Below are 12,690 nucleotides of genomic sequence, written 5' to 3'. Positions count from 1 at the left end.
CATGTGGGGAAAATTAACACTTGATGCGATCCCATTACATGAACCCATTATTGTGGTTACTTTATTGGGGATCCTTCTCGGGGGACTGGCAGTAGTTGGTTCCATAACTTATTTCGGCAAATGGAAATGGCTCTGGAGCGAATGGTTGACAAGTGTCGACCATAAAAAAATCGGTGTCATGTATATCGTTGTTGCCATGGTAATGATGCTGCGTGGTTTTGCTGACGCCATCATGATGCGTGGACAGCAAGCCCTGGCTTCCGCTGGTGAAGCAGGTTTCCTGCCCCCGCACCATTATGATCAGATCTTTACCGCGCACGGCGTAATCATGATTTTCTTCATGGCGATGCCTTTCGTTGTTGGTCTGATGAATATCGTGGTTCCTCTACAAATCGGGGCACGTGACGTCGCATTCCCATTCCTGAACTCCCTGAGCTTCTGGTTGTTTGTCGTGGGTGTCGTTCTGATCAACCTCTCTCTGGGGGTCGGCGAATTCGCACAAACTGGCTGGCTGGCCTACCCACCTCTATCCGGTCTGGAATACAACCCGGGAGTTGGTGTTGATTACTGGATATGGAGTCTTCAGCTCTCCGGTGTAGGTACGTTGCTGACAGGTGTTAACTTCTTCGTGACCATCCTGCGTATGCGTGCGCCAGGTATGTCCATGATGAAACTGCCTGTTTTCACTTGGGCTTCACTGTGTACCAACGTACTGATTATTGCAGCATTCCCTATTCTGACAGTGACAATCGCATTGTTAACCCTAGATCGTTATCTGGGCACCCATTTCTTTACCAACGATATGGGCGGCAACATGATGATGTACATCAACCTGATCTGGGCATGGGGTCATCCTGAAGTTTATATTCTGGTTCTGCCTGTCTTTGGTATCTTCTCTGAAGTTACGGCAACCTTCTCGAAAAAACGTCTGTTTGGTTACACCTCTCTGGTATGGGCGACAATTGTTATTACCATTCTGTCGTTCATCGTATGGTTGCACCACTTCTTTACCATGGGTTCCGGCGCGAACGTTAACGCCTTCTTCGGTATTGCCACGATGATTATCTCTATCCCGACCGGGGTTAAGATCTTCAACTGGCTGTTCACGATGTACCGTGGTCGCATCGAATTCAAAACCCCGATGCTGTGGACTGTTGGCTTCCTGGTCACCTTCTCCATTGGTGGTATGACAGGTGTTCTGTTAGCTGTTCCGGGTGCAAACTTCGTACTGCATAACAGTCTGTTCCTGATTGCGCACTTCCATAACGTTATCATCGGTGGTGTTGTATTCGGCTGTTTCGCTGGTACTACTTACTGGTTCCCGAAAGCATTCGGTTTCACCCTAAATGAAAAATGGGGCGTGCGTGCATTCTGGTTCTGGATCACTGGCTTCTTCGTTGCCTTTATGCCTCTGTATGCGCTGGGCTTCATGGGTATGACCCGTCGTCTGAGCCAGGATATCAACCCAGAATTCCATCCTTTGCTGGTTGTTGCAGCAGGTGGTGTTGTCCTGATTGCTCTTGGTATTCTGTGTCAGGTTATCCAGTTCTACGTCAGTATCCGTGATCGTGAACAGAACCGTGATCTGACTGGTGACCCATGGGGTGCCCGTACTCTGGAATGGTCAACTTCATCTCCACCTCCGTTCTATAACTTTGCGGAAGTTCCACACATCCAGACTCGTGATGCGTGGTGGGATATGAAAGAAAAAGGTACTGAATATAAGCGCCCTGCTAAATATGAAGAAATTCATATGCCTAAAAACACAGGTGCTGGCGTGATTATCAGTGCATTCTGTCTGGTGCTGGGCTTTGCGTTTATCTGGCATATCTGGTGGATGGCTATTGCAAGTTTCGCAGGTATTGTCATCAGCTGCATCGTGAAAAGCTTTGACGAAGACGTTGATTACTACGTTCCTGTAGCTGAAGTCGAAAAAATTGAAGATCAGCGTTACGAAGAACTGAGAAAGGCAGGTGCGAAATAATGTCGACTCAAACCCTTAATAACACAGCCGCCCATGACGCTCATGGGCACCACGATACAGGAGCCAACAAAGTATTTGGTTTCTGGATCTACCTGATGAGTGACTTGGTTCTGTTTGCAAGCCTGTTTGCAACTTATGTTGTACTTGCTAACGGCACAGCAGGCGGCCCGTCAGGTAAAGAAATTTTTGAACTGCCATTTGTGCTGGTAGAAACCTTCCTGCTGTTGTTCAGTAGTATCACTTACGGTTTCGCCATGCTGGGCATGAACAAAGGTAAAGCTGGTCAGGTAAACCTGTGGCTGTTCGTTACCTTCCTGTTGGGTCTGGGCTTCGTTTCAATGGAAGTTTACGAATTCCATAAACTGATCTCAGAAGGTTTTGGTCCTGACCGCAGTGCATTCCTGTCATCCTTCTTCGCACTGGTTGCGACTCACGGTCTGCACGTTACCTTTGGTCTGATCTGGATTATTGTTCTGATGGTTCAGGTTGCACGCCGTGGTCTGACTGACGTGAACCAGACTCGCCTGAACTGCCTGAGCCTGTTCTGGCACTTCCTTGACGTTGTCTGGATCTGTGTATTTACTGTCGTTTATCTGATGGGAGCTATGTGATGAGTCATCCAAATACTTCTCATACCGGCGCCAGCCACGGTAGCTTCAAAACTTATATGATTGGCTTTATCCTGTCAGTCATATTGACCGTGATCCCATTCTGGATGGTAATGGATGGTACTGCTTCACACAGTACAATCCTCGTCACCGTGGTTGTCATGGCTGTTATTCAGATTTTTGTGCATTTCATCTGCTTCCTGCATATGAATACATCATCTGAAGAACGCTGGAACCTTGTTGCTTTAATATTCACATTGTTGGTTATTGCCATCGTTGTCGTTGGCTCACTGTGGATTATGTACAACCTGAATATCAATATGATGGTTGATTAAGAGTTGATTTGAATGATTAAGCAATACCTACAAGTGACCAAACCAGGAATTATTTTCGGAAATCTAATTTCTGTGATTGGTGGTTTTCTACTCGCTTCCAAGGGCGTAATAGATTACCCCTTGTTCTTTGCAACAATGGTCGGAGTATCGTTGGTAGTAGCGTCAGGTTGTGTATTTAACAACTATATTGACCGCGATATTGACAGGATCATGGAAAGAACAAAAGAAAGGGTCCTTGTTAAAGGGCTTATCAATCCGAAAATCAGCCTGATTTACGCCTCAGTGTTAGGTATTGCTGGCATGGTGCTGCTCTATGTAGCAGCCAATGCCTTAGCAATGCTGTTAGCTCTCATCGGGTTTGTCATTTATGTAGGGGTTTATAGCCTCTACATGAAAAGGAAGTCTATTTATGGCACGCTGGTAGGTAGCTTGTCAGGTGCAGCACCTCCTGTTATTGGTTATTGTGCCGTAACAGGGCAGTTTGACATGGGTGCGTTGATTCTATTGCTGATTTTCAGCTTATGGCAAATGCCCCACTCTTACGCCATTGCTATTTTTCGGTTCAAAGATTATCAGGCCGCCAATATTCCAGTTTTGCCTGTTATTAAGGGTATCTCTGTGGCAAAAAACCACATTACCCTCTATATCCTGGCATTTATGGTTGCTACGCTGATGCTGACAATCAGTGGCTATGCAGGTTATAAATACCTCATCGTTGCTGCAGTAGTAAGTATCTGGTGGCTGGGGATGGCTTTATCCGGTTATAAAACCACAAATGATCGAGCTTGGGCTCGTAAGTTATTTATATTCTCTATTGTCGCCATCATGTCTTTGAGTATTATGATGTCTGTGGATTCTGCGGCATCTCCAGAAATAGCGCTAACTTACATCCGGTAGTATTCAAATGGCAGGGAAAACCTGCCATTTTTCTTTCCTTTTCTCTTGCAAACATTGCTTTACTCCTGTCTAGCTAAAATGTCATATCGAATTTTTGAAGGTATGAGGTACCCATGAACGATAATAAAATGACTCCCCTTGAACTCAGAGCAACATGGGGTTTAGGTTCCGTTTTTTCTCTACGCATGTTAGGCATGTTCATGGTGTTACCAGTCCTGACAACTTACGGTTTAGAGTTACGGGGCGCCTCCGAAGCTTTAATCGGCATTGCAATTGGCATCTACGGTTTAACACAGGCTATATTTCAAATCCCATTTGGACTACTTTCAGATAAAATTGGCAGAAAACCTTTAATCATCATTGGACTGCTTATTTTTGTCTTAGGCAGTATTATTGCCGCCTTTAGTGACTCCATCTGGGGTGTTATTGTCGGAAGAGCTTTGCAAGGTACAGGAGCAATTTCTGCGGCGATTATGGCATTACTATCGGATCTGACCCGTGAGCAAAACCGCACAAAAGCTATGGCGTTTATTGGGATCAGTTTTGGTATCACATTTGCCTTTGCCATTGTCGTCGGTCCTATTGTTACTCACCAGATTGGATTAAATGGTTTATTTGGTACAATAGCAATCCTTGCCAGTTGCGGTATCTTAATAACATTATTCGCAGTACCATCGACACATAAACACTTATTAAATCGGGAATCCGGTATTGTTCGTGGCAGCTTCCGACGTGTACTTTCTGATCCCCAGCTACTAAAACTCAATTTTGGTATACTTAGCCTGCATACATTATTGATGTCGAGTTTTGTTGCCCTACCCCTTATTATGGAAAAAGTCGGTTTTCCTCCCCAGCAACACTGGAAAGTTTATTTAATTACTACGCTTATTTCCTTCGTTGCTGTTTTACCATTCATTATTTATGCAGAAACAAAACGCCGAATGAAACAGGTTTTCCTGCTTTGCATCGGCATGTTATTTATCGCTGAGTTTGTATTGTGGTCTTTAGGCTCACATCTTTGGGGAATATTTGCCGGTATTCAGATTTTCTTCCTTGCATTTAATATCATGGAAGCCATTTTACCTTCATTAATTAGTAAAGAAGCGCCGGCAGGGTATAAAGGTACAGCGATGGGGATTTATTCCACCAGCCAGTTTATCGGCGTGGCGTTAGGCGGAAGTCTTGGCGGTATGCTATACGAAATACAAGGTGCATCCTTAGTCTTTATGGCTGGAATCATTCTTACTCTATTCTGGTTTATTCTCAGCCTTACCATGCGTCAGCCACCTTATGTCAGTAGCATCAGGCTAGTTTTGCCTGCTCAATTAAGTGATCCTGAAGCTCTGGAAAAGGAAATACGATCTCAGGTGGGTGTGAAAGATGTCGTGATTGTGCCAGAGGAACTCAGCGCATATATAAAGGTAGATACTAAGCAGACTAACCGTGAACAATTAGAACAGATTGTAATTGCCCATTCATAATAAAGTTCAGGATAGCCGATATCTGTACAGAATTAAGGGAAGCAACAGTAATAAATAATTACGGGCTTCCCTTAAATATTTGGCTCAGGCCAAAAAGAATAATCCGCTTATATTACGGTTAATCTCTGAAGTTAGTAAACTGAAAAGGCTGACCCAACTCTGCACCGCGAACTAATGTAATCACACTTTGCAGATCATCACGGGCTTTACCAGTAACTCGTACTTGTTCACCCTGAATTTGGGCCTGAACTTTCAGCTTACTGTCTTTAATCAGCTTAACGATTTTCTTCGCTAGCGGTGTATCAATACCCTGTAGCATGGTTGCTTCCACACTATAGGTTTTACCACTATGAACCATATTTTCAGGAACATTCAGCACCGAGCCATCAATTCCTCGTTTGGCAAATTTTTCACGCAGAATATCGATAAGTTGGTTAACCTGAAAGTCAGATTCGCTCGCGATCTTAACGGATTCGTTCTTCTCGTTTAATTCAAAACTCGCATTGACATTGCGGAAATCCCAGCGATTGGTTAATTCTCTCTGCGCATTTTCTACTGCATTGCGCACTTCCTGCATATCAACTTCTGAAACAATATCAAATGATGGCATTACCAGTCACCTCCAGCTAATCAATAATCCGGCATGATAACCGCTTTCCATTATTGGCAAAAGATCTATACTTCTCAGGCTAAGTGATCTTTCTGATTTCCGCGACCTTAGGTAATTTGAGATTTATGCAAGACTTGCATAATTTTAACGTTTCCGCTGAAAGTATCTCTCAAGGAAGAACAATGAAAATAACTGTTCTGGGTTGTGGTGCCATAGGAAAATTATGGCTTGCCGCCTTGTCTGAACAACAGCATCATGTTCAGGCATGGCTAAAAGTCCCACAACCTTCGTTAGCTGTTCGTATTAATACATTACAAAATAGAACATTTGAACAGCAAGTCCTTGCCAATAATGAAAAGCATCTTGCTGAAAGCGAGCTACTGCTTGTTTGTCTGAAAGCCTGGCAGGTTCCCGATGCTATTAATAATCTCTCCCCCAAACTTTCCCCCGATTGCCCGATACTGCTACTACATAACGGAATGGGAACGCAGGAAGAACTTTTACCGCTGCCTAATCCTATTTTATCCGGAGTAACAACTCATGGAGCCTATCAGGAGAATGGAATTGTTTATCATAAATCACCGGGAATAACCCAAATTGGTTCTACAATACCTGATGCGAATAAATTCAGTGTATTAGCAAATATTCTGAACGATGCTCTGCCAGAGGTAATCTGGAGCAACGATATTTATGCTATCAGCTGGCTAAAACTTGCTGCGAACTGCATTATCAACCCACTCACCGTACTTTACGATTGCAAAAATGGCGGGTTACTAAATCATATTGCTAAAGTCCATGCTTTATGTGATGAGGTTCATAAAGTGATGAAACATGATGGTATTCAGATCTCCAGGCAGACACTGATAGATTACATTATGGACATCATCACGCGGACATCAGAAAACTCATCATCTATGCGGCAGGATATCCGTTCACAGCGACGTACGGAAATCGACTACATTACTGGTTTTCTACTAACTCGGGCCCGTGTACATGGGCTGATACTGACAGAAAACGCACAAATTTATCGTTATATCAAACGACAGGAGGAGGAATATGAACGCCTCAGCTCTCATTTGTCTCGCTCACGGTAGTGAAGAAACCGAAGCTGTCACAACTATTGATTTACTGGTCAGAGCCGGTATTAGCGTCACCGTCGCCAGTACAGCAACAGATGGTGCACTGATATTAACCTGCTCACGTGGTGTTAAGGTTGTTGCAGATGTCCCTCTGGTAGAAGTTGTTGACGAAGATTTTGATGCCATTATCCTGCCGGGCGGCATAAAAGGAGCGGAATGTTTTCGTGATAGCCTGCTAGTCGTGGAAAAAATTCGCACGGCACAAAGTCAGGGAAAAATCATCGCGGCAATTTGTGCATCACCGGCTATTGTCCTGGAACATCACCAACTTTTTCCGATTGGTAATATGACGGGATACCCCAGCATGAAAGATAAAATCGCGCCAGAAAAATGGATAGATCGGCGGGTCTATTTTGATGAGAGGGTCAATTTACTCACCAGTCAGGGGCCTGCGACTGTTTTTGACTTCGCTTTAAAACTGATTGAGCTTTTGAAAGGGAAAGATACTGCCGCAGAAGTTGCTGCTCAGTTAGTTTTGCCACCGGGTATCAACAATTACCAAAATCTACAGTAATTGTTCTATTAATAAATTATTCTGTTAATAATAAGCTGCTGGAAACAATATATAATGCCAGCAGCTTATCTGTTTTCAGATTAAGGGCGATAAACCTTCACATTCTGGAAACCCTGTTCACGCAGGTAAAGCGCCTGTAAACGGCTCATTACTCCACGCTCACAATACAGCAGGTAGTTTTTCTCTTTTGGCAAATCGCCAAACTGGGCACTCAGCTTATAGAAAGGCAGTGAATGGATATCGATGCCTTCCATTTTCAGAGGACGGTCATCCTGTTCATCCGGTGAGCGGATATCCAGTAAGACATCATCAGAAGAAAATTCAGTCACCATTTCCACTTCTACAACCTGCTCACCAGCCTGCTCAGCTATCTGACGGATATCAAGATTCTGAGCTTCACTTACCACATGATCCAGAATATCGAAATTAAACTTATCTTCTTCTGCTTCAATTTTGGCTTTGACTGCTTTCACTGTCGGGCTTTTAGAGATCACGCCACAGAACTCAGGCATAGTACGGGCAAAATCTTCTGTGCCTATCTCGCGAGCCAGCTTGATAATGTGCTCTTTATCATGAGAAATCAGAGGGCGAAGGATCAGGGTATCTGAAGCATTATCAATCAGTCTCAGGTTAGTCAACGTCTGACTGGAGACCTGCCCCAGCGCTTCTCCTGTCACAATTGCCTGAACACCATAGCGCTCCGCAATTTTAGAGGCGGCTCTGACCATCATTCTCTTAAGCACAACCCCCATTTGACCGTCATCCACTTTTTCCAGTATTTCTGCGACAACCGGTTCAAAATCGACCGCAACAAAACGGACTTTGTGGGAACTGCCAAATCGGTTCCACAGATAGTGAGCGACCTGTTTCACCCCAATTTCATGGGCAGAGCCACCAAGATTAAAGAAGCAGTAGTGGACACGGCAGCCACGGCGCATCAGCATATAGCTGGAAACACCGGAATCAAAGCCGCCTGAAATCAGTGAAAGAACGTCTTCCTGTGTTCCGATTGGAAATCCGCCAATCCCCGGGTGGCGAGCTTTAACCAGAACCAGTGTATCCTGATTAATTTCCAGATTAACTGTCACATCTGGATGGGTCAGCTTCACTTTGGCAGATTCAATATGCTGATTCAGGCCGCCACCAATATATCGTTCAGCTTCATTGGAAGTAAAACTGTGTTTACCCCGGCGTTTTACACGGACACAAAACGTTTTTCCGTGCAATAAATGCCCATATGTTTCGTAGGTTTGTTCAAAGATATGATGCAAGTCACGAAACTCTCTCTCTTCTACTTGCAGGATATGGTGAATACCCGGAATACGTGTAAGTGCATCACAAATTTCTGCGCCGAGGTTATCATTTTTAGTTCGAACTTCTATATTATCCCAATGGCGAACAACAGCAGTTCCCTCTCCGAATGTTTTCAGTACATTACGGATATTGCTGGCAAGGATTTTAATAAAACGTAAGCGGACACTCTGGCTCTTGATCGTAATTTCTGGGAATAATTTAATGATAAACTTCATAGTAAGATATAGTAGTCATTCAGTATTGAACTATCACAAGCAGGATCAATGATGGTTCTTAAATAGTCAGTTGGATAGGGCGCAGAGTATAACACTATCTCACTATATCTCCTGTAAAAAAACAGTTTGTCTGTAAAAAAACAGTAGTAACGAATGATTTATTTCTTTCAGTGTAGTAGGGTACTCTGCAATTCTGTAACGGATTTACTTCACTGTAACTCGTTAAATAATCATACTATTAAATCATTATGTCTAAGGCAAACCGAACATCAGCAACCGAGCAGGCACCGACTTTTGAAACATCCCTGAAAGAGCTGGAAGAAATTGTCATTCGGCTGGAATCAGGGGAGCTTCCTTTAGAGGATGCATTAAATGAATTTGAACGCGGAATTCAACTTGCAAGACAAGGGCAAAAAACCCTCCAACAAGCGGAACAACGAGTTCAAATTCTATTAAGTAATGATGCACAATCACCGCTTGATGAATTTTCGCCTGATGCTGAGTAACTTTATGTCTGAACAATGTAAGGCTCCTTTTGAAGAGCAATTAAGCAATTGCCAGCAACATATCAATGAGAAGTTGATGGCAACATTTTCTTCGCTCCCCTTTTTAGGTAGCCCATTAGCAACTGCTATGCAGCACGGTGCTGTATTGGGTGGAAAACGGCTGCGGCCATTTCTGGTTTACTCAGTAGGTGAAATGCTTGGACTGCCCAAAGAGAGCCTTGATGCGCCAGCCCTCGCTATAGAGTGCATTCACGCCTACTCTCTGATCCACGACGATTTACCCGCAATGGACAACGATGATTTACGCCGTGGTCAGCCTACCTGCCATATAAAATTTGGTGAAAATCATGCCATTCTGGCCGGAGATGCTTTGCAGTCGTTAGCATTTGAGATCCTGGCAAAACACGACATGCCAAATATCGCACTATCTGATCGCCTTGAGATGGTTGCTGAATTAGCAATATCCAGTGGTATTGCTGGTATGTGCGGCGGGCAGTCACTGGATTTGCAAGCTGAAGGAAAACAAATTGATCTGGCAGCTCTGGAAAAAATTCACCAACACAAGACGGGTGCGCTAATTCGTTGTGCAGTCAGGCTTGGCGCATATGGCGCTGGTGCACGTGGCCGGGAAGTATTACCTTTACTCGATCAGTATGCCCAAGCTATCGGCCTCGCGTTTCAGGTTCATGATGATATTCTGGATGTCATTGGCAATACAGAAATTATCGGAAAACGTCAGGGGAACGATCAGCAGCTTGGTAAAAGTACCTATCCCGCCTTACTGGGATTAGAGCAGGCTCAGAAAAAAGCCAAAGATCTGCATGAAGATGCTATTACCGCTCTCACAGAACTGGAAAAACAATTCTATAATACTGTGACTCTAAAACAGCTGGCGGGCTTCATCATTGAGAGAAACAGCTAAAAACTCAGGCCATGAAAACCGCTAATTGATGAGCTATCAGTTAAATAAATTCAAAATAAAATATGGCCTTCTTGGGAGAACCCCCGCAATTACATGCTAATAATATCAGGGTTCTTAATCTTCAATTTATATATCCAAGGGATTTCGAGTGCCATCACGGCGGCAAGAGAATGAGACACGGGAGCATAGATAACCGTATGTTTATAAAAACGGTGACCGGGGCGAATGAGCTTAGCCAACAAAGAGGCAACTTGAAAGACGAAGGATATAACGTGCATAGCATTTTAACAGGCATAGCATGAGCATTGATATAGCGAAATATCCAACATTGGCATTGGCGGAAAACCCTGAAGAGCTTCGCCTGCTACCTAAAGACACGTTGCCAAAGTTATGCGATGAACTGCGCCAATTTTTGCTAAACAGTGTCAGTCGCTCCAGCGGCCACTTCGCTTCCGGCCTTGGAACTATCGAATTAACCGTCGCACTCCATTATGTATATAAGACACCCTTCGACAATTTAGTCTGGGATGTCGGTCATCAGGCTTATCCACATAAAATTCTGACCGGGCGCCGTGACCGTATCAACACTATCCGCCAGAAAAATGGCCTCCATCCTTTCCCGTGGCGGAATGAGAGTGAATATGACACGCTTTGTGTCGGACACTCATCAACCTCAATCAGCGCCGGTTTAGGTATGGCAATTGCGGCAAAACATGAAGATAAAGGCCGCAAAACAGTTTGTGTGATTGGTGATGGCGCCATTACCGCAGGTATGGCTTTTGAGGCCATGAACCATGCAGGAGATATCGATCCCGATATGCTCGTCATTCTTAATGACAATGAAATGTCGATATCTGAGAACGTTGGTGCACTGAACAACCATCTGGCACAGCTTCTTTCCGGTAAGTTGTATACGACTCTGCGCGAAAGCGGCAAAAAAGTCTTTTCCGGTCTGCCTCCTATCAAAGAACTGCTGAAAAAAACTGAAGAACACCTCAAAGGTATGGTTGTTCCCGGAACGCTATTCGAAGAGCTTGGGTTTAACTATATCGGCCCTGTTGATGGTCATGACGTACTGGCACTGACTCAGACACTGAAAAACATGCGTGATCTGAAAGGGCCACAATTTCTGCATATCATGACCAAAAAAGGCCGTGGATATGCTCCTGCGGAAAAAGATCCTATCAGTTGGCACGCGGTTCCTAAATTTGATCCTTCAACAGGTTCTCTGCCAAAAAGCTCAGATACCCGCCCGACATTCTCGAAAATTTTTGGTGAATGGTTATGCGAAGAAGCTGCCACTGACAAAAAACTTATGGCGATCACGCCCGCTATGAGAGAAGGCTCGGGCATGGTGTGTTTCTCCCGTGAATATCCAGAGCAATACTTTGATGTTGCCATTGCTGAACAACATGCTGTGACATTTGCAGCAGGTCTGGCAATTGGAGGATATAAGCCTGTTGTCGCGATTTACTCGACTTTCCTGCAACGTGCTTATGATCAACTCATCCATGATGTGGCTATCCAGAACTTACCTGTCCTTTTTGCCATCGATCGGGGTGGAATTGTCGGTGCGGATGGGCAGACTCATCAGGGTGCTTTCGACCTTTCATTCCTGCGCTGTATTCCCAATATGGTAATTATGGCACCAAGTGATGAAAATGAGTGTCGACAAATGTTGCATACCGGCTACCAGTATCAAGACGGTCCAGCTGCTGTTCGCTATCCTCGCGGCGCGGGCACAGGCGCAGAGCTTCAGCCACTGGAAATATTACCCATTGGCAAAGGGATTATCCGCCGTCAGGGAGAGAAAATTGCCATTCTGAACTTTGGTACATTACTGCCAAACGCACTACAGGCTGCTGAACCCCTGAATGCAACCGTTGTTGATATGCGCTTTGTCAAACCACTGGATAAAGAACTGGTTCTGGAGATGGCTTCCCGACATGATTTACTGGTAACGCTGGAAGAAAATGCCATCATGGGTGGTGCAGGCAGTGGGGTTAATGAACTGTTGATGCAAACAGGGAACTCAGTTTCAGTGTTAAACCTCGGGTTACCTGATTACTTTATACCTCAGGGAACACAGGAAGAACTTCATTCTGATTTAGGGTTAGATTCCGCGGGCATTTTAAACGCTATCGAAAAACACCTTAAGCAATAAA

12 protein-coding genes are annotated in these 12,690 nt (G+C 44.4%); 10 read left to right on the top strand and 2 right to left on the bottom strand.

The annotated features are described in order from the left end of the window. Position 1 precedes the first annotated feature (1 nt). The 5 genes from cyoB to AACX38_RS03290 all read left to right on the top strand — a co-directional run bounded on the left by cyoB (position 2) and on the right by AACX38_RS03290 (position 5,305). Complete coding sequence (gene cyoB, locus AACX38_RS03310) at positions 2-1,984, top strand: cytochrome o ubiquinol oxidase subunit I (protein WP_099111554.1); 1,983 nt, start codon at positions 2-4, stop codon at positions 1,982-1,984. Then, positions 1,984-2,595 carry a cytochrome o ubiquinol oxidase subunit III gene (locus tag AACX38_RS03305; protein ID WP_099111553.1) on the top strand — a complete coding sequence of 204 codons (612 nt, stop codon included), beginning with the start codon at positions 1,984-1,986 and terminating at the stop codon, positions 2,593-2,595. Before cyoB ends, AACX38_RS03305 begins: the two co-directional genes overlap by 1 nt. After that, on the top strand, positions 2,595-2,927 hold the full coding sequence (locus AACX38_RS03300) for a cytochrome o ubiquinol oxidase subunit IV (RefSeq protein WP_086955395.1): 333 nt from the start codon (positions 2,595-2,597) through the stop codon (positions 2,925-2,927). Before AACX38_RS03305 ends, AACX38_RS03300 begins: the two co-directional genes overlap by 1 nt. Positions 2,928-2,939: 12 nt before the next feature. After that, positions 2,940-3,824, top strand: a complete 885-nt coding sequence (gene cyoE / locus AACX38_RS03295) for a heme o synthase (protein ID WP_228857829.1) — start codon at positions 2,940-2,942, stop codon at positions 3,822-3,824. Positions 3,825-3,937: 113 nt separating this feature from the next. Further along, positions 3,938-5,305: an MFS transporter gene (locus AACX38_RS03290; RefSeq protein WP_228863534.1), complete on the top strand. Its 1,368-nt coding sequence runs from the start codon at positions 3,938-3,940 to the stop codon at positions 5,303-5,305. 118 nt (positions 5,306-5,423) lie between these two features. Here AACX38_RS03290 and AACX38_RS03285 read toward each other — a convergent pair whose 3' ends face one another. Then, positions 5,424-5,915 carry a YajQ family cyclic di-GMP-binding protein gene (locus tag AACX38_RS03285; RefSeq protein WP_099111550.1) on the bottom strand — a complete coding sequence of 164 codons (492 nt, stop codon included), beginning with the start codon at positions 5,913-5,915 and terminating at the stop codon, positions 5,424-5,426. 182 nt (positions 5,916-6,097) lie between these two features. On the opposite strand from AACX38_RS03285, the gene panE reads away from it, so the two are divergent. Together panE and yajL are read left to right on the top strand one after the other, a co-directional pair. Beyond that, positions 6,098-7,009 carry a 2-dehydropantoate 2-reductase gene (gene panE / locus AACX38_RS03280; protein WP_228863533.1) on the top strand — a complete coding sequence of 304 codons (912 nt, stop codon included), beginning with the start codon at positions 6,098-6,100 and terminating at the stop codon, positions 7,007-7,009. Further along, positions 6,972-7,568 carry a protein deglycase YajL gene (gene yajL / locus AACX38_RS03275; protein ID WP_228863532.1) on the top strand — a complete coding sequence of 199 codons (597 nt, stop codon included), beginning with the start codon at positions 6,972-6,974 and terminating at the stop codon, positions 7,566-7,568. The genes panE and yajL overlap by 38 nt, the downstream gene beginning before the upstream one ends. An 80-nt stretch (positions 7,569-7,648) precedes the next feature. On the opposite strand, the gene thiI is transcribed toward yajL, so the two are convergent. Beyond that, entirely contained in the window at positions 7,649-9,097 is a 1,449-nt protein-coding gene (thiI, locus tag AACX38_RS03270; protein WP_228863531.1) for a tRNA uracil 4-sulfurtransferase ThiI, read from the bottom strand. 248 nt (positions 9,098-9,345) lie between these two features. Between thiI and xseB the strand changes: the two genes are divergently transcribed. The 3 genes from xseB (at position 9,346) to dxs (ending at position 12,689) form a co-directional block, all read left to right on the top strand. After that, the gene (gene xseB / locus AACX38_RS03265; RefSeq protein ID WP_086955388.1) at positions 9,346-9,603 is read left to right on the top strand and encodes an exodeoxyribonuclease VII small subunit; all 258 of its coding nucleotides are present in this window, start codon (positions 9,346-9,348) and stop codon (positions 9,601-9,603) included. 4 nt (positions 9,604-9,607) lie between these two features. After that, positions 9,608-10,525 carry a (2E,6E)-farnesyl diphosphate synthase gene (gene ispA / locus AACX38_RS03260; RefSeq protein ID WP_099122265.1) on the top strand — a complete coding sequence of 306 codons (918 nt, stop codon included), beginning with the start codon at positions 9,608-9,610 and terminating at the stop codon, positions 10,523-10,525. A gap of 298 nt (positions 10,526-10,823) precedes the next feature. After that, positions 10,824-12,689 carry a 1-deoxy-D-xylulose-5-phosphate synthase gene (gene dxs / locus AACX38_RS03255; RefSeq protein WP_228863530.1) on the top strand — a complete coding sequence of 622 codons (1,866 nt, stop codon included), beginning with the start codon at positions 10,824-10,826 and terminating at the stop codon, positions 12,687-12,689. Position 12,690: the final 1 nt, after the last annotated feature.

Origin of the sequence: Xenorhabdus sp. PB30.3 (assembly GCF_963895965.1) — a bacterium.
In the GTDB taxonomy this organism is placed as follows: Bacteria; Pseudomonadota; Gammaproteobacteria; order Enterobacterales; family Enterobacteriaceae; genus Xenorhabdus; species Xenorhabdus stockiae.
The sequence above is the reverse complement of the archived record's forward strand: the minus strand, read 5'-3'. Positions and strand labels throughout refer to the sequence as shown.

Bases quoted from the DNA above. Each gene is read 5' to 3' on its own strand.
- AACX38_RS03285 (WP_099111550.1), bottom strand. From the start codon at position 5,915: ATGCCATCATTTGATATTGTTTCAGAAGTTGATATGCAGGAAGTGCGC.
- AACX38_RS03305 (WP_099111553.1), top strand. From the start codon at position 1,984: ATGTCGACTCAAACCCTTAATAACACAGCCGCCCATGACGCTCATGGG.
- thiI (WP_228863531.1), bottom strand. From the start codon at position 9,097: ATGAAGTTTATCATTAAATTATTCCCAGAAATTACGATCAAGAGCCAG.
- yajL (WP_228863532.1), top strand. From the start codon at position 6,972: ATGAACGCCTCAGCTCTCATTTGTCTCGCTCACGGTAGTGAAGAAACC.
- cyoB (WP_099111554.1), top strand. From the start codon at position 2: ATGTGGGGAAAATTAACACTTGATGCGATCCCATTACATGAACCCATT.
- dxs (WP_228863530.1), top strand. From the start codon at position 10,824: ATGAGCATTGATATAGCGAAATATCCAACATTGGCATTGGCGGAAAAC.
- AACX38_RS03290 (WP_228863534.1), top strand. From the start codon at position 3,938: ATGAACGATAATAAAATGACTCCCCTTGAACTCAGAGCAACATGGGGT.
- ispA (WP_099122265.1), top strand. From the start codon at position 9,608: ATGTCTGAACAATGTAAGGCTCCTTTTGAAGAGCAATTAAGCAATTGC.
- AACX38_RS03300 (WP_086955395.1), top strand. From the start codon at position 2,595: ATGAGTCATCCAAATACTTCTCATACCGGCGCCAGCCACGGTAGCTTC.
- xseB (WP_086955388.1), top strand. From the start codon at position 9,346: ATGTCTAAGGCAAACCGAACATCAGCAACCGAGCAGGCACCGACTTTT.
- cyoE (WP_228857829.1), top strand. From the start codon at position 2,940: ATGATTAAGCAATACCTACAAGTGACCAAACCAGGAATTATTTTCGGA.
- panE (WP_228863533.1), top strand. From the start codon at position 6,098: ATGAAAATAACTGTTCTGGGTTGTGGTGCCATAGGAAAATTATGGCTT.